The sequence below is a fragment of the Streptomyces sp. NPDC102490 genome, assembly GCF_044765285.1.
Classification (GTDB): domain Bacteria; phylum Actinomycetota; class Actinomycetes; order Streptomycetales; family Streptomycetaceae; genus Streptomyces.
The window spans coordinates 45,404-61,350 of record NZ_JBIWJU010000015.1 but is presented as its reverse complement, the minus strand read 5'-3'; the positions used below and the strand labels follow the sequence as shown (position 1 = coordinate 61,350).

Annotated in this window: 16 protein-coding genes and 2 pseudogenes; 9 read left to right on the top strand and 9 right to left on the bottom strand. The window is 70.2% G+C overall.

Annotated features, from left to right (window positions below; translation table 11 throughout):
- Positions 1-66 precede the first annotated feature (66 nt).
- A complete protein-coding gene (locus ACIRGB_RS30830; RefSeq protein WP_403871919.1) occupies positions 67-954 on the top strand; it encodes an alpha/beta hydrolase in 888 nt (295 codons plus the stop codon).
- A gap of 80 nt (positions 955-1,034) precedes the next feature.
- Here the strand turns inward: ACIRGB_RS30830 and ACIRGB_RS30825 are convergent, their stop codons facing one another.
- Positions 1,035-1,292 carry a hypothetical protein gene (locus ACIRGB_RS30825; protein WP_403871917.1) on the bottom strand — a complete coding sequence of 86 codons (258 nt, stop codon included), beginning with the start codon at positions 1,290-1,292 and terminating at the stop codon, positions 1,035-1,037.
- A 151-nt stretch (positions 1,293-1,443) separates the two neighbouring features.
- Between ACIRGB_RS30825 and ACIRGB_RS30820 the strand changes: the two genes are divergently transcribed.
- A complete protein-coding gene (locus ACIRGB_RS30820; protein ID WP_403871915.1) occupies positions 1,444-1,929 on the top strand; it encodes a DUF5994 family protein in 486 nt (161 codons plus the stop codon).
- 12 nt (positions 1,930-1,941) lie between these two features.
- Here ACIRGB_RS30820 and ACIRGB_RS30815 read toward each other — a convergent pair whose 3' ends face one another.
- Together ACIRGB_RS30815 and ACIRGB_RS30810 are read right to left on the bottom strand one after the other, a co-directional pair.
- Positions 1,942-3,120, bottom strand: coding sequence for a N(5)-(carboxyethyl)ornithine synthase (locus tag ACIRGB_RS30815; RefSeq protein ID WP_403871913.1), 1,179 nt, complete (start codon positions 3,118-3,120; stop codon positions 1,942-1,944).
- Positions 3,121-3,241: 121 nt separating this feature from the next.
- Positions 3,242-3,868 (bottom strand): TetR family transcriptional regulator, encoded by a 627-nt coding sequence (locus tag ACIRGB_RS30810; RefSeq protein WP_403871911.1) that lies wholly within the window; start codon positions 3,866-3,868, stop codon positions 3,242-3,244.
- A gap of 125 nt (positions 3,869-3,993) precedes the next feature.
- On the opposite strand from ACIRGB_RS30810, the gene ACIRGB_RS30805 reads away from it, so the two are divergent.
- Together ACIRGB_RS30805 and ACIRGB_RS30800 are read left to right on the top strand one after the other, a co-directional pair.
- Complete coding sequence (locus ACIRGB_RS30805; protein ID WP_403871909.1) at positions 3,994-4,986, top strand: aldo/keto reductase; 993 nt, start codon at positions 3,994-3,996, stop codon at positions 4,984-4,986.
- Positions 4,987-5,025: 39 nt separating this feature from the next.
- Positions 5,026-5,127 (top strand): annotated as a pseudogene (locus ACIRGB_RS30800) (transposase); the annotation flags it as partial.
- On the opposite strand, the gene ACIRGB_RS30795 reads toward ACIRGB_RS30800, so the two are convergent.
- The 4 genes and pseudogenes from ACIRGB_RS30795 to ACIRGB_RS30780 all read right to left on the bottom strand — a co-directional run bounded on the left by ACIRGB_RS30795 (position 5,092) and on the right by ACIRGB_RS30780 (position 8,621).
- Complete coding sequence (locus ACIRGB_RS30795) at positions 5,092-5,877, bottom strand: class I SAM-dependent methyltransferase (RefSeq protein WP_403872245.1); 786 nt, start codon at positions 5,875-5,877, stop codon at positions 5,092-5,094. The pseudogene ACIRGB_RS30800 and the gene ACIRGB_RS30795 overlap by 36 nt on opposite strands.
- A gap of 206 nt (positions 5,878-6,083) precedes the next feature.
- Positions 6,084-6,605 (bottom strand): hypothetical protein, encoded by a 522-nt coding sequence (locus tag ACIRGB_RS30790; protein ID WP_403871907.1) that lies wholly within the window; start codon positions 6,603-6,605, stop codon positions 6,084-6,086.
- A 211-nt stretch (positions 6,606-6,816) separates the two neighbouring features.
- Positions 6,817-7,038: pseudogene (locus ACIRGB_RS30785) on the bottom strand (IS5/IS1182 family transposase); the annotation flags it as partial.
- A 614-nt stretch (positions 7,039-7,652) separates the two neighbouring features.
- Positions 7,653-8,621: a LysR family transcriptional regulator gene (locus ACIRGB_RS30780; RefSeq protein ID WP_403871905.1), complete on the bottom strand. Its 969-nt coding sequence runs from the start codon at positions 8,619-8,621 to the stop codon at positions 7,653-7,655.
- Positions 8,622-8,713: 92 nt separating this feature from the next.
- On the opposite strand from ACIRGB_RS30780, the gene ACIRGB_RS30775 reads away from it, so the two are divergent.
- Entirely contained in the window at positions 8,714-9,559 is an 846-nt protein-coding gene (locus tag ACIRGB_RS30775) for an alpha/beta fold hydrolase (RefSeq protein ID WP_403871903.1), read from the top strand.
- Positions 9,556-10,953, top strand: coding sequence for an MFS transporter (locus tag ACIRGB_RS30770; RefSeq protein WP_403871901.1), 1,398 nt, complete (start codon positions 9,556-9,558; stop codon positions 10,951-10,953). Before ACIRGB_RS30775 ends, ACIRGB_RS30770 begins: the two co-directional genes overlap by 4 nt.
- A gap of 458 nt (positions 10,954-11,411) precedes the next feature.
- Here ACIRGB_RS30770 and ACIRGB_RS30765 read toward each other — a convergent pair whose 3' ends face one another.
- Complete coding sequence (locus tag ACIRGB_RS30765) at positions 11,412-12,332, bottom strand: LysR family transcriptional regulator (protein WP_403871899.1); 921 nt, start codon at positions 12,330-12,332, stop codon at positions 11,412-11,414.
- 125 nt (positions 12,333-12,457) lie between these two features.
- Between ACIRGB_RS30765 and ACIRGB_RS30760 the strand changes: the two genes are divergently transcribed.
- The 3 genes from ACIRGB_RS30760 (at position 12,458) to ACIRGB_RS30750 (ending at position 14,926) form a co-directional block, all read left to right on the top strand.
- Positions 12,458-13,267: an inositol monophosphatase family protein gene (locus ACIRGB_RS30760; RefSeq protein WP_403871897.1), complete on the top strand. Its 810-nt coding sequence runs from the start codon at positions 12,458-12,460 to the stop codon at positions 13,265-13,267.
- A 49-nt stretch (positions 13,268-13,316) separates the two neighbouring features.
- Positions 13,317-13,961 (top strand): NADPH-dependent F420 reductase, encoded by a 645-nt coding sequence (locus tag ACIRGB_RS30755; protein ID WP_403871895.1) that lies wholly within the window; start codon positions 13,317-13,319, stop codon positions 13,959-13,961.
- 125 nt (positions 13,962-14,086) lie between these two features.
- A complete protein-coding gene (locus tag ACIRGB_RS30750) occupies positions 14,087-14,926 on the top strand; it encodes a GNAT family N-acetyltransferase (RefSeq protein WP_403871893.1) in 840 nt (279 codons plus the stop codon).
- Positions 14,927-14,995: 69 nt separating this feature from the next.
- Here ACIRGB_RS30750 and ACIRGB_RS30745 read toward each other — a convergent pair whose 3' ends face one another.
- Positions 14,996-15,868, bottom strand: coding sequence for an aldo/keto reductase family oxidoreductase (locus ACIRGB_RS30745; protein ID WP_403871891.1), 873 nt, complete (start codon positions 15,866-15,868; stop codon positions 14,996-14,998).
- Between the last annotated feature and the right edge of the window lie 79 nt (positions 15,869-15,947).

Here is a 15,947-nt window from a genome sequence, read left to right as displayed (position 1 = left end):
CGTCGGCCGGACAGTGGATCCAGGCCCGCAGATCGCCGGCCGGCAGTGATCGCCCAGGAGCAGAACATGAGGACTGACGTCCGCTTCCCGACCAACGGCCTGCAGCTCGCCGGCCACCTCTACCTTCCCGAGGGCAGCGACGGCCCGCTCGCCGCCCTTGTCGTCGGCCACCAGACGACCGGGGTCAAGGAGCAGTCATCGGCGGTGTACGCCGCCCGCCTGGTCGAGGAGGGCTTCGCCGTCCTGACCTTCGACGCCGCCTTCCAGGGCGAGTCCGAGGGCATGCCCCGCGGCCTGGAGGACCCCTTCCAGCGCGCCGAGGACTTCCGCGCGGCGGTCTCCTACCTCACCACGCGTCCCGAGATCGATCCGGAGCGCATCGGCGTGATGGGCGTGTGCGGCTCGGGCGCCTACGTGTCCTACGCCGCCCAGACGGACCACCGTATGAAGGCCGTGGCAGGCGTCTCCGGGACCGATGTGCCCAGCTTCTTCCGCGGCGCCGACCCCGAGGGCTGGCAGCAGATGGTGGCGAACTCCGGGAACCTGCGCAGCGCCGAGGCCGCCGGTGAGCCCGCGGCAACGTTTGCCGCGCTGCCGGAGAAGGCCGAGGCCGACACCCCCGCCCCGACGGCCGAGTTCATCGACTACTACAAGACGCCCCGCGGCAGGCACCCGCGCTCCACGGGCGACGTGGTCGTGCGCAGCGCGGACCTCCTCGACCAGTTCGACTCCTTCGCCGACGTCGCCAAGATCGCGCCTCGTCCGCTGCTCATGATTGCCGGCACCGAGGCGGTGACCCGCGGGTTCTCGGAGAAGGCCGTCGCCGACAGCCCCGGCAACGCCGAGCTGTTCCTCGTCGACGGCGCCACCCACGTCGACCTGTACGACCGCGACCAGTACGTGACTCCCGCCGTCGCCAAGCTGGTCGAGTTCTTCAGCAAGCACCTCGTCTGAGCCGGCACTCGACAGCATGGCGCTCGCGGTAGTCGGACGGATCGAAACGCAGCGGCCGCCGGCGCAGGTTGGCGCGATTCCTACCCCTCACTCCGGCGGCCGTCCCGGCCCGAGGAGCGGCTGGTCTCCAGCCAGGACCGCGCCGGTTCTGCCGCGCTGGTGGTGTCCACGGTGAGTTCGAGGCGGGTCCCTCCCTCGACGTCCACGGGATAGCTGCGCTGTTCCGTGGTGGCGAAGCAGTGACGGAGAACCTCCGCGACCCGACGGGCGACCTCGGGGGAAGCGGCGACGATGCGTACGTCGGCATGTCCGTCCGGGGGAGTTTCCTGGGGCTTCATGTCGACCGTTCCCTCGTGGGCGTGGATCCGCGGACTGGATCTTTCACCCTACTCCGGCCCGTGCGACCAGCGGGCTTTCCGACTGCTGAGGGCCGCGGAGTACCGTGAAACGAGGAAGCCACTCCGTACCTCTCGCAGAGAGGCGAGCGCCATGTCCGACTCCGGCCCCCCGCGCGTGACCAGGCTCCTGCCGGACGCCGCCCACCAGGCGGTGAAGCCGGGGACGGCTGTCGTACGGCTGCGGACCACGCAGGACCGCCGGGGTGTGCTCGACGGAGCGTGGTGGCCGTGCTCTCGTGATGTCGCGGCCGAGCTTCCGGCCCTGATCTCCGCACTGACCGAACACCTCGGGCCGCTCACCCGCGTCGGCCTGGACGCCGGGGCCTGGGACGCGCTGCCCACGCGGCTGATCGTCGACAACCGCGTCGTCCATATCGACTCCTTCCCGGTCGGCGACGACACCGTCCTCGTCACCAGGGGCGATCAGGACCACTTCTCCCTCCTCGTCATCCCGCCGCACGCGACGCCCGAGGCGGCACGCGCCGCGATGACGGAGGCCGTCCGCGCCGACAACTTCACGCAAGCCGAACAGATCCTCATCGACACCGGTACCGACCGGACGGCGCCGAAGACTTGAGAGGCCCGCCGGCTAGCGCCGCGAGGCCGTCCGGGTCTCCTCGTGGGCGTGCGGGTACGGGGCGCCGCGGTGCTGGAAGGCGAGCACCTTGGGGTTCTGGACGACGCCGCGGCGGATTTCGATGGCGTGCCGGATCGTGTCGTCGGTGTCCCAGCCGTCGGGGCCCTGGAGCACGACGTCCAGATAGGGCAGGAGGGCCTCGCTGTTCTCCCAGGTCGCGGAGTTCCACAGGTAGGAAGGGCTGTGGTCCACCGCGTAGTACCTGACGTGGTCGCCGACGGTGAACATCGGGTCGGTGAAGCTGGTGGGCCGGGCCCAGTCGAAGCCCATGCCCTCGTCGCAGGAGACGTCGATGACCAGGGTGCCGGGGGCCAGCTTGGGCAGGTCCTCGTCTATCAGGAACATCAGCGGCGCGTCGGTGTCCTGCAGCACGCAGTTGACGATGATGTCGTGCCCGGCGAGGAACTCGGCCAGCGGCAGCGGGCCGTCCTCGGTGAGGGCGACACTGCGCCGCGGGTCGAGGGTGTCGTCGGCCTTGTCGTGGTCGAAGTGGACGATCCGCGCGGAGTGGATGGGAGAGCCGACGGCCGTCACCCCACGCGCGGTGAGCACGTCGACGTCGTGCACGCCCAGGGCGCTGAGCGCGGTCACCGCGCCGCGGGCGGTCGCGCCGAAGCCGATGACGACCGCGCGCTGCCGCCGCCCGTAGTCGCCCGTCACGCCGGCCAGTTGCATGGCGTGCAGGACCGAGGAGTACCCGGCCAGCTCGTTGTTCTTGTGGAAGACGTGCAGGTTGAAGGCGCCGCTGCGGGTCCAGTGGTTCATCGCCTCGAAGGCGATCAAAGTCAGCCGCCGGTCGATGGCGGTCTGGGTGAGTCTCTCGTCCTGGACGCAGTGCGGCCAGCCCCACAAGACCTGGCCCTCGCGCAGTTCCGCCAGGTCTTCGTGGAGTGGTTTGGCCAGCAGGATGACATCGCAGTCGGCGATGAGCTCCTCGCGCGTGCGGAAGCCCGCGACGAGCGGGGCGAGCCGACTGTCCGGGACGCCGAAGTGTGCTCCGTAGTTTTCCTGGAGGTAGATGCGCTTGCGGAGACCGGCGTCGATGCGGTCGAAATGAGCGGGGTGAACGGGCAGGCGATGCTCGTTTTCCTTGCGGGTCTGCGACATGATTCCGAGCGTGAGCTGCTGCAAAGTGCCCCTTTGGTTACTCCCTGTCTAGCACACGGGGGCAAGTCGGCAGCCAATCGCGACGGGCGGGACGCTACGCCCCGACAACGTCGGCGCCCTCGACGTCCTGGCGTGTTCCGGGGCCTCAGCGCGCCCGCGGGAAAAGCCGCTCGACAGCAGTCACCACCGCCGCGCGGCGGGCGGCGATGGTGGGGTCCGCGGCGTGTGCGGCGGCGGCCTCGCCGAGTTCGGGCTGTGCCGCCCAGGTCGTGGCGATCTGATTGACCAGGGCGAGGACGTCGGCCGGGTCCCAGGCGGGGTCGAGCTGTCCCGCCTGCTGCACCTGGCGGAGCTGGTCGACCTTGCGGGCGATCACCGCCTGGGTGGGATCGTCGGCAACGGCTGCGGTGCCCGGCAGTTCGAGGCGGCCCCAGGTGATCAGGCGGTGGTGGTCCGGGCGGGCGACGAAGTAGTCGAACAGGCGGCCCGCGTAGCCAGGGAGGTCGGTCGGGTCCATCTGGGTGGCCTCGGCGATGACGACGTACTCCCGTGCGGCCACGTCGGCATAGAGCGCTTCTTTGCCGCGGAAGTAGGCGTAGACGCGTTCCTTGCTGGTCCTGGCGAGCTTGGCGATGCGGTCCACGCGGGCGCCGGCGATGCCGTGGCGGGCGAACTCCTCCATGGCAGCGGTGAGAATCCGCTCGCGCGTGGTGTCACCGCCGGCGGCGGCTGCGCGCGCTGCGGTCCGGCCGGAGTCGCGGGACTGGGGCATGGCCCCAGAATAGAGCACCGAACCGTTTGGTTTGGCATCGGGACGGTCGACCCGTAGAGTCAAACAGAACAGTTCGGTTTGGCTCCTTCGGGGCGGAACCGGCGAACCACTGAGGGAGTGAACTCATGCAGCACCGCACTCTGGGCTCTCAGGGTCTGCGCGTCTCGGCGCTCGGCCTGGGCATCATGGGCATGTCCATGGCCTACGGCGCCTCGAACAAGGACGAGAGCATCGCGACCGTCCGCCGCGCCCACGAAGTCGGGATCGACTTCTTCGACACCGCCGAGCTGTACGGCGCCGGTACCGGCAGCAACGAGATCCTCCTCGGCGAGGCGGTCAAGGACTTCCGCGACGAGGTGGTCCTCGCCACCAAGTTCGGCTTCGACATGACCGCCCAGCCGCTCGGCTCCGCCTTCGACAGCCGCCCGGAAAACATCCGCAAGGTCGCCGAGAACAGCCTGCGCCACCTGCGGAGCGACCACATCGACCTCTTCTACCAGCACATCTCCGACCCCACCGTTCCGGTCGAGGAGGTCGCCGGCGTGGTCGGCGACCTGATCACCGAGGGCAAGGTGAGGTACTTCGGCCTGAGCAACGTCGGGCCCCGGTACATCCGCCGCGCCCACGCCGTCACCCCGGTCTCCGCGCTCCAGTACGAGTACTCGGTCTTCGAGCGGGAGGTGGAGGAGAAGATCCTTCCCGTCCTGCGGGAACTCGGCATCGGCCTGGTGCCCTACTCCCCGCTCGGCCGCGGTTTCCTCACCGGTCAGGCCAAGCCGGCCGGCGAGTACCCCGCGGACGACATGCGCAGCTGGGACGAGCGCTGGCAGGGCGACAACTACACGTACAACCTGCACGCCACCGCACAGCTCAAGGATCTGGCCGACGCCAGGGGCATCACCATCGCCCAGCTCGCGCTGGCCTGGCTGCTCGCCCAGGGCGAGGACGTCGCCCCCATTCCCGGCACCCGCAGCACCAAGCGCCTCGAGGAGAACGCCCACGCCATCGACGTCCAGCTCTCCGCCGCCGATCTGGCCCGCATCACTGAGATCCTTCCCCACGGCTCGGCAGGCAGCCGCTACCCCGCTACGGCACTGCCCAGCTTCACCACAGACTGACCGCGCTCCCCCGCGCACATGAGGTCGAACTACGCGCCACGGGCCCGGGGCAGCCTGATCCGCCGCTACCTCATCTGGCGGAACAAGCACGCCCAGGACGAGCGCCTACGCGCGGTCGTGAACAGGGCGAACATCGCCTGAGGCGGCCGCACCACGACGGAACAACGCTGCCCACAGGAACGTCACGCCGAACAGTGCCGACTCAGGGGGCTCCTCCCGCATGCGGCGCAACTCCACCTCCACCAGGTCAGAGAAGATCCAGCGCAGCGATTCGGGAGTGTAGACGAGGCCGCCCTGCAAATTGCGCTCACGGTAAAGGTCCGCATCCGTGAGTTCCGACCCCATTCCCCCCTCGCCGGCAGCGAAGCTGGTGAGCGCGAGAAGGCCGCCAGGGGCGAGGACCCGGTCGAGGAGGGCCAGGTAGCTGACCCGGCGGTGCGGCGGCAGGTGATGGAAGCATCCCGAGTCGACGACCAGGTCATACGGGCCGCTCAACTCGTCAGCAGGGAGAGTGAAAGCGTCACCACACAGGAAACGGACGTCGACTCCAGCCTCGTGAGCCCGGTTCTCACCCCAGGCGACGGCCGCCGGGGAGAGGTCGACGGCGTCCACGTCGAAACCGCGCGAGGCGAGGTACACGGCGTTGCGGCCCGGCCCGCATCCCAGGTCCAGGGCCCGGCCGGGAGCGATCAGGCCCTGGTCGAGGTAGGCGGCCAGGTTCTCGTCCGGCTTCGACACGAAGAACGGAACCGGCTTTGACCGGTCGGCATAGAAGCGGTCCCAGAAGCCCTTACCGTCGCCCGTCGCCAAGCGGCCGGCCTCGGACTCAGATGCGAAGAGCCCGTCCAAGAGCGCGAGAACGTCCTCGACGGTGCGTACGGTCCGGTCCACCCGGCCCCCCTTTCGACCGATGTCGATCATAGGAGCGAGGATGACAAAAGGCCAGGTCAGAGGGTGCATGGCGACAGCCGGGATGGGGCTGCCGCGGGCCCGGGAGATTCGAAGAGATCTCCAGCGGCGCCACATGGCGAACCTTGTCTGATGCGGCACTAGGTTCTACTTTCTGCCGACTGGCGGTAGCCCTCAGGCGGCGGGCTCTAACCGGCCGGCTGCAGTTCCCAGTAGTGGGGCTCGATGGGGGCCTGCCGCACCACGAGCCGGGCGGTCACACCGGGATCGTCCACCAGCTTCCCGTACGAGCCGGACCGGTCGGCGGGCGTGTGCTCGATGTCGGCCCACACCACGCTGCCGGGCCCGGCGGAGCCGTAGGAGACGGTCCACTCGGCGTACTTGTCGTTGCAGTTGCTCACCGACACGGTGTGCTGCGACGTCACCATCAGACAGGTGCGCGGGTCCGAGCCCGGTGTGGAGACTTCCATGGTTCCGTTGGGGCGTTGCCGTACCTGCCAGTTCGCCGAGGTCGACGCGCCGTCCGTGCAGGCGCCCAGGGACACCACGCCGATGTTCGCGTGCGTCTTGGGCCACACCAGGCACTTTCCGTCCTGGAGCGCCGCGAAGCGGTAGACGCCGTCGACGAGCGGGGCGGCGTGGGCGGGTTGAGCGAGTGCCGCGGCGGCCGCGACGACGGCGGCCAGGACGGACAGGAAGCGTGAACGCATGGCGGTGACTCCTCGAACAGCCGTGGTCGAAAACCGATCGCACGGCACAGACGTGGTCGATGCACAATCCGCCGGAGACGACGGCGACTCCGATCCTCGAGGGCCGGTCCGCCCGGCAGCGGGCCATGACGGCCGCCGTCACTCGCCTGGTTGAGCCGCGTCACCCGATGGTGGTGTCAGGGCGTGGCCTCGCTAGGTCGTGTCCGCAACGTCAGGGCAGCCAGATTCGTAGGCAGGCGATGGTGACCAGGGCTTCGTAGTGGCGGGCGCGTTTGTCGTAACGGGTGGCCAGGGCTTTGTTGTGCTTGAGCTTGTGGCAGCAGCACTCGACGACGTTGCGGCGTCGGTAGGCGGCCCGGTCGAGCCGGCAGAGGCTCTCCCCCCCCCGGCGGATGCGGCCGTTGATCTGGTCGATCCTTTCGGGGATGACACCGACGCTGCCGCCGAGATCCGTCATCTCGGCGAGGCCCTGCACGTAACCGAGGATCGGATGCGGGCGGCCACCCCGCTCACGCCCGCGCCACGGGCCCTCTCCGCCCCCACTCGGGCACCGTCCCTTCCCCCGGCATCACCCACGAGCCTCCGCACTCGCTGCCCCCCTCCCGCCCAGCAGATCCTTGGAGTCCCCTATCCGCACCGCTCCCCGCCCCTTCCCACTGCTCACCGGAGCCCCCTGCCTCGCCCTGGCCTCACCCGGTGCGCCGGCAAAGACGGCCCCGCCCAGGCCCGCGACGTCATCACCCGCTCTTCCAGAACAACAACCAGGCCAACGCCCACCGGGACCGGCGCCTGCTCGACACCGTCGAGGACGGCCCGCTGTACGCGATGTCCGTCTCGGACTACACCGAGACCGAAGGGCTCCCCGCGGCGGCCCGCGAGCCGTACAAGCCGTGGTCGTACGACGTGGCGAGCGCCAAGTTGTACATTCCCCGCCTGACCGTGTTCGCCGAACAGCCCCCTCACGGGCGCCGGCAGCGGTGCGCACGCTTCGCACCTGGACCCGGCTCCTGGACATCGAGGACGAGTTCGTCGTCCGGCTGGGCGAAGTCAGGCAGGGGTCGAGTCGCGGTCGCTCTCTTTCTGAGGCCCGAGTGGGCCGAGCCGGTGGTCGAGCGCGGCGCCGACCTCGGGGCAGTTCTTTCGGATGACGTCGAGGAAGGCGTCCAGCGCCGGGGAACGGTCCCGGGCGCTGAAGGACAGGACCAGATCGGGCAGAGGCGTGCGCGGGGTCACCTCGCAGAACCACGTGCCCCGTCGTGGGGCCGTCAGCATGCGAGAGGGTCCCAGACCGACGCCCACCCCGCAGGCGGCGAGGCCGATGATGGTGTGGATGTCCCTCGCGATGGTCGCGCCGGAGAGCGCCGGGGAGTCCTTGCCCAGGAGGGTCCGCAGCCCGGTGGCGACGGCCGGCTCGTCCTCCCCCGGCGCAACGATCAGCGGCTGTCGCCGCAGTCGGTCCACGTCCACCGACGACTGACCCGCGTACGGGTGCGTGCTGCTCACGACCGCGACCAGGTGATCGTGTCCGATCGGGACCGATACCAGCTGCTCGGCCCCGACGCCCCCGGGCCGGCCGAGGCCGATCGCCACGTCCAGTTCGCCGGCGACGAGCGCGGCCGTGCTGCGCCTGGTCGCCATCTCGTGCAGTTCCAGCCGCACGTCGGGCCGTTCGCGGCCGAACCGGCCGAGGACGTCCGGCAGGGGTTCGAGCAGCGCCGAGGCAATGAACCCCAGGCGCAGCCGTCCCGTTTCGCCGCGTGCCGCCCTGGCTGCGTCGACCGAGGCCGCCGCGATCTCGTCCAGCGCCCTGCGCGCCCTGGAGAGGAAGGCCGCGCCCGCAGCCGTCGGAAACACCCCCTGGCGGGTGCGATCGAACAGGCGGGCGCCCACTTCCCGTTCCAGGTCGGCGATCTGCTTGGACAGCGGAGGCTGCGCGATGCCCAGCGCACCGGCCGCCCGGCCGAAGTGTGCGTGTTCCGCGAGGGTCAGTGCATACCGCAGGTGCCGCGCCTCCATGGCAGCCTCCCAGTCATATCTCGTATGTATCGTGGAACAGCCTGTCAGATCTTTCACTGGATGATCGGGGCCGGGTCGCGTGGAATGCGGTCATGACCGATTCTTCCTCCACGGACACCGTCTTCGTCTTCGTGCACGGCGCCTGGCACGGCTCCGGACAGTGGGCGGCGACGCAGCGCGCACTCGTCGCACTCGGTGCCGCGAGCGTGGCCATCGACCTGCCGGGGCACGGCTTCGACGCGCCACTGCCCACCGGGTACCTCCAGCCGGGCCAGCCGGGCCTGTTGACCGAGAAGTCCGCGCTCGCCACCGTGACGATGGACGACAGCGCCGAGGCCGTCCTTGACACGCTGCGCCGGGCCCGCCACCACCGTCGCGTCGTGCTTGTCGCGCACAGCGCGGGCGGCGGCCCCGCATCACTGGCCGTCGAGCGCGCCCCCGAACTCGTCAACGAGATCGTCTACCTTTCGGCCTTCGTGCCCGCCGGACGGCCCCGGTTCTTCGACTATCTCGGCTCGCCCGAGAACGCCACCGCGCGAGGCCAGGGTCTCGGTCTCGGTGACCCCGCAGAGCTGGGCGCCGTGCGGATCAACCCGCTCTCGCAGGATCCCGCCTACATCGAGGAACTGCGGCAGACTCACTACCACGACACCGCTCCGGACCGCTTCGACCGCTGGCGTTCGGCACTGAGCCCCGATCTGCCGCTGGCGATCCCGACCACCCCGGTCACCGTGACTCCACAACGCTGGGGGCGCGTCCCGCGGACCTTCCTGCGCTGCGCGGACGATCGGGCGCTGCCGACGGCCGTGCAGGATCTGATGATCGCGGAGGCCGATCGGGCCATGCCCGGCAACCCGTTCACCGTGCGCACCCTCCCGGGCAGCCACAGCCCGTTCGCCGCCCGGCCCCGTGAGCTCGCCGCGGCTCTGCTGCCGTGAGCGGCGGACGCCTCGTGCTGCCGGTGGTGCTCAGCGCCACTTTTGTGCAACTTCTCAACGTCACTGTCGCCCAGGTGGCCGCGCCGGCGATACAGACCGGCCTGGGCGCCGGTCCCGGCGCCGTGCAACTGGTCCTCGCCGGATACACCCTGACGTACGCGTGCCTGCTCATCCCCGCCGCACGGCTGGGCGACCGGTACGGCTACCGCCGGCTGTTCGTGGCGGGCACTGTGGTCTTCACCGCGGGTTCGCTGGCCGGCGCGTGTGCCCCCGACGCCGCATCGCTGATTATTGCCCGGCTGGTGCAGGGCGCGGGCAGCGGTCTGGTCGCCCCCCAGGTCCTGTCGCTCATCCAGGCCGCCACACCGGCAACACGCCGGCCGCGCGCCTTCGGCCTGTACGGCGCCACCATGGCCGTCGCGTCACTGGCCGGGCCGCTGGTCGGTGGACTCGTCCTCAGTGCCGATCTCTTCGGTTTCGGCTGGCGGCCGGTGATGCTCCTCACCGTGCCGGTGGCGCTGGCCTCGCTGGCAGGAGCGACCGCGCTGCCCCGCACCCGCGGAGCGGACGGACTCCGTGTGGACAAGCTGGGTGCGCTGCTGGTCACCATAGGAGCCGGTGCGTTGGTCCTGCCCTTGGCGCTGGGGCGGGAAGCAGGCTGGCCCTGGTGGACGTGGGCCGGTTTCGTCGTGGCTGTGGCCGCGCTCGGCCACTTCGTCCGGAGCCTCCCGCACCGGCCTGATCCGCTGATCCATCCCGCGGTGCTGCGTGACCGGTCGGCGCGGAGGGGCACCTTGCTGGTGTTCGTGTTCAACACGGGCGTGCCCTCCTTCACCTATCTGCTCTTCCTTCACCTTCAGTCCGCTGTCGGGTACTCGGCCCTGGCGGCCGCACTGGCGTCGGCACCGTTCGCCGCCGGCGCCGTCGTCGGCAGCAGAGCCGCGCCCGCTCTCACCCGCCGGCACGGGCCGACGGTGCTCACCGTCGCCTCCCTGATCCTCGCCGGGATGTGCCTGGCGCTGGCCCCCCTCGTCGGCTCGGCGGCGGGACGCCAGGCGGCACTGCCCGTGCTGGCCGTCGGCGGAGCCGCGTTCGGTGCCTTCACCGCGTCGGTGTTCACCCTGGTCCTGGCCCAGGTGCACGGCCCCGCCGCCGGTTCGGTCTCCGGCCTGCTGCCCACCGCACAGCAGCTCGGCGGATCCGTCGGAGTGACCGCAGCCGGACTCGCCTACTACGCCCCCGCCGCTGATGCGGACACCGCGTTCCGGCACGCCATGCTCTACCAGGTCGCCGCCTTCACGATCACCGCGCTGATCAGCCTGCGGCTCCGCGACCGTCCTGGCACCGAGCCCATTCACGGCCACAGCAGCCACAGCGGAAGGGCACGTAGGTAAAACGCCGGCCTCCAGCGGCCTTCGCCTCGCCTCCGCGACCGTGCCCACTCCGAATCACCGAGGGAACACAGACGACGATCGCCGGTTTCTGAAACGGGCGATCGTGGCGACACTCGTAGTTCTCCCACCCCAACTGCCGCTCGACCAATGCCCTTTCTGCGGGACGGCACAGCGCACAGCAGAACGCATCCGAGCGCAGCGCCACCCGCCCTCAATGGCCGTCAGCAGCCTGCCGTACTCAGAGCGACGGATGGGCGAGACCCTCTCGTGCGCTCTGCTCATGTCGGCTGTCGAAGGCGGCACTCGCGGGGCGCGGAAAGCTGGGCCGGGAGTCCGACATCGTCGCCATCGCCTCGGGCGAGCAGTACCCGTGGGCGCACACCACCCTCGCGGAGAGTGGCTTCCAGCGGGACGACGGCGTCTGGCACCGGCCCGCGAACGGCACCCAAAGGCGGACGCTACTGCTCTGGGGTGTCCGGCGAGGTGAACAGGGACTGGAGGGTCTGTGTCGCCAGGTTGCGCAGCCAGGTGTGGGCGGGGTCGTTGTCGTGGCGCTGGTGCCAGAGCAAGTGGAGGGGCACTTTGGGCAGTTCGAGCGGCAGCGGCAGGGTGGTCAGGCCCAGCTGGTGCCGGGAGGAGCGGGTGGCTGCGTCCGGGAGGGTGACCACGAGGTCGGTGTCGTGGGCGAGTTGGAGTGCGGTGGCCGTGGTGGGGGCTGAGGCGATGACGTGGCGTTCGTGGCCGAGGTCGGTCAGGGCGTCGTCGATCCGGTCGCGCAGGCGTCCGCGCCGGGAGACGGTGAGGTGGTCGGCCGCGGCGTACCTCGCGGTGGTCACGGGCTGTTCGGTGAGCGGGTGGCCGGGTCGGACAGTGAGGACGAGCTGGTCGCGGCCGATGAGGCGGTGGCGGATGTCGGGCAGGGACGGCGGGCCGGCGCTGGAGGCGAGGTCGACCTCGCCGCGGCGCAGTTCGGGGGTGTCGTCGCCGGGCTCGGCGGTGAGCCGCAGCTGTATCCCCGGGGCGTGGCGGTGGACTTCGGCGATCAGGGCGGTCCCGCACGTGGTGACGAGGGCGTCGTGCCAGCGGACGGTGAACACCCGCTCCAGTGTCGCCAGGTCGAGTTCCGTCTGAGCCGACAGCAGGCGGTGGGCCTGCTGTACCAGGGCGTGGACCTCGGTGCGCATGGCCAGCGCGCGGGTGGTGGGGGTCATGTGGCGTCCGGTGCGGACCAGGATCTGGTCGCCGGTGGCCTTGCGGATGCGGCCCAGCGAGCGGCTCATCGCGGGTGCGGTGACGTGCAGGCGGGCTGCGGCCCCGGTCACGCTGCCCTCTTCCAGTAGTGCGTCCAGGGCGGTGAGCAGGTTCAAATCCAGTTGCATGCCAGTAACTATAGGAGTGAAAAGCATGCACTTGTTGTTAATGCCCGGGGCTTCTACCTTCGAGGTGCGGGGCCAAGGGAAGCACTCCCCATCGCCCCGCTTCCACCGATTCGAGGGAGCCCGCCATGACCACAGCCATGCCTTTTGACCTCGACGCCACGCTTCTGTCCGCGGTGACCGCCGTGATGAAGGAAGTCGGAGTCACTCTGCGGGAGCGCTACACCACCCATGCCCGGGGCGTGAGCCTGGAGGAGGTCGTCGGCGAGATCCACGCCAATGACGACGCGGTCCTCGCCGTGATGCGTGAGCGGCTGCTCAAGCTCCGGCCGGGGTCGCGGTGGGTGGCGGACGAACTGGCGGGCGGGGCGCTGCCGCCGGGCGAGTGGTGGGTCTGCGATCCGGCCGAGGGCAACATCAACCACGTCCACGGCATGCCCGACTGGGCCGTCACCGCCACCCTGGTGCGCGACAACCAGCCGGTCCTCACTGTCGTCCACCTCCCGCTGACCGGCGACACCTACACCGCCACCGCCGGTGGCGGCGCCCACCTCAACGGCCGCCGTCTGACCGTGTCGGCCAAGGACGACCTGGGCGCCGCACTGATCGGCACCGGGCAGGCCCGGCCGGGCGAGAGCACCGACACCTTCCGCCGGATCGGCGCGTCGGTCACCGCCATGCTCACCGCGGGCCTCGTCGTGCGGGTCTCCGTCCCGGCCACCCTGCAGCTCATCCACGTCGCCGCCGGACGCATGGACGCCTTCTGGCAGTTCTCCGACGTCCGCTCCGGCCTGGCCGCCGGCGCCCTGCTGGTCACCGAGGCCGGAGGCACCGTCACCGACCTGGACGGCAAGCCCTGGAAGGCGGGCAGCCGCGACTTCCTGGCCGCCGCCCCCGGCATCCACACCACGGCGCTGAACGTCCTGTCCGCGATCTGACCGGCCCCACCCCCACCCCGAACCGCCCGCCTTCACAAGGAGCCCCCTCATGACCACCCTTGGCATCCTCGGCGCCGGCCGCGTCGGCACCAACCTCGCCCACGCCCTCGCCGCAGCGGGACACCAGGTCGTCCTCGGCCGACGCAGGAACGGCGACGAGACGAGCCGGCCGCCCGGAGGGACAACCGCCATCCGCTACGCAGACCACGCGACCACCGCCCGCACCGCTGACGTCGTGATCAACGCGACCCCCGGCGGCAGCACCCTGGAACGGCTCACCGCTCTACGGGCCGAACTCCGGGGCAAGATCCTCATCGATGTCTCCAACGCCACCCGCGAGGCCGCCGACGGCCTGCCCGGCGAGCTGTGCTACCCCGGCAGCAGCCTCGCCGAACAGCTCCAGACCGCCCTGCCCGACACGCACGTCGTCAAGACCCTCAACACTATGCTGTTCATGGTCATGACCGCCCCACGGATGCTGGCCACCCCGCCCACCGCCTACCTCTCCGGGAACAGCGAACAGGCCAAGAAGACCGTCACCGGCCTCCTCGGTGACCTGGGCTGGGAACCCGCGTGGATCGAGGACCTCGGCGACATCACCACCGCCCGCGCCACCGAAGCCATGATCCTCGTCGTCCCCCACATCCTGCGCCGCAACGGCTTCACCTCCTTCGCCGTCTCCCTCGCCCGCTGACCCTTCGCTGCCTCCCGCTGGGGATGGGCTCGCCTGGAAGGACCGGGCGACGGGGGCTTCGGCACCCCAGTCCGGCCTGCCCCCGTCGTTACCGGCACCGCCACACGAAAGAAGAAGGACCGCCCATGACAACCACCGTCCCCCCAGGCGTTGCCGAGCTGACCGAGATCATGGCCTACACCGACTTCGCGACCAGCGCACCCGCATCCGTGCAGGAGAGCCTGGGGCTCGCCACCCTCCACGCCGGCCCGATACGGGCACTGGCCATCCGCGAGGATCCGAGCCACTTCTTCAACCGAGCAGGCGGCCTCGGCACCGAGCATCCGGTCACCGTCGACGACCTGACCCAGGTAGGCGACTTCTACCGGGCGCAGGGAGTGACTCAGGGCTCGCTCATGATCGCACCGCACCTCCTGCCGCCGGACTGGACCACCACCGCCTCGAAGCTGGGTCTCACCGAGGGCAGCCGGTTCGTCAAGCTGGGCCGTGACCTCGAAGCGGCGCCCGCCATCCAGGGACACCCGGCGCTGGACCCCGGCTGGCGGGTCGGCGTCGTCGATGCCCAGCAGGGCCACGAGTGGGCCACCGTCATGCAGACCACCTTCGGGTTCACCGCCCCCAACATGATCGAGATGGCCGCGTCCTTCGTGGGCAGAGCGAACTGGCGACAGTACGCGATCTGGGAGGGCGAGCGGATCGTCGCGGTCGGCAGCGTGTTCCTCAACGGCGAATGCGCCCACATGTTCGCCGGGGCCACCGCCCCCGACTCACGCGGGCGCGGCGCTCAGTCCGCGCTCCTGGCCGTCCGGCTCGACGCGGCCGCAGCCGCAGGCTGCCGATGGATCGTCGCGGAGACCGGCGCGGAAGGCCCCGGCGAGCACAACCCGTCCCTGCAGAACATGCTGCGCGCCGGCTTCGAGCCGATGTACGAGCGCACCCACTGGCAGTGGCACGCGAAGTCGTAGCGAACCCGATTCGGCGTCACAGAACTCTCGGACGGCCAGCGGCTTGTGGGCCGTTCGGCTACGGGGCATTCAGCGGCCGATGTCATCCAGCTCGGTCAAGTCCTCATGCGTCAGGGAGAGTCCCGCGCCGGCGATGTTCTCGCGCAGGTGCGCTGTCGATGACGTGCCGGGGATGAGCAGGATGTTCGGTGATCGCTGCAGCAGCCAGGCAAGCGCGACGGACATCTGTGTCACCTCCCGTCGAGCGGCGACCGCCGAGAGAGCCGAGGACTGAAGCGGGGTAAAGCCCCCGAGGGGAAAGAAGGGCACGTATGCGATGCCTTCGCTGGCGAGCCGGTCGATGAGCTTGTCGTCGTGGCGGTGGGCGAGGTTGTACATGTTCTGCACGCACACGATCGACGCGATGCTCTGTGCCTCGGAGATCTGCTCCTCGGTGGCGTTGCTGACCCCGAGGTGACGGACGAGGCCCTGTTGCTGGAGATCCACGAGCGTGGCGAACGCGTCGGCGAGGGAGCCGGGCTGGGGACCTTCGGCGTTGCCGAGTCGGAGGTTGACCAGGTCGAGTGCGTCGAGCCGGAGGGACTTGAGGTTGTCGTGGACCTGGCGGCGTAGATCTTCGGGTCGCCGGGCCGTGGGCCAGCCACCCTGTTCGTCGCGGGTCGCGCCCACCTTGGTCACGATGTGCAGCGACTCGGGGTAGGGGTGCAGTGCCTCGCGGATCAACTCGTTGGTGACGCGCGGCCCGTAGGCGTCGCTGGTGTCGATGTGGGTGATACCGAGGTCAACCGCTTCACGCAGAACGGCCAGGGCACCCTCGCGATCGGTGGGCGGCCCCATGACCCCCGGGCCGGCCAGTTGCATGGCGCCGTAGCCGAACCGTGTGACGGTCAGGTCACCCAGAGTCCAGGTGCCGCCGGGAAGAGAGAAGGGGGGTGTGCTCATCCTGTTGCCTTTCGTCGTGCGAACTCGAGGGGTGGCGCCTGCTGCCTCCCTGCATCAGCATGGGAGAGGAACTTCCTGT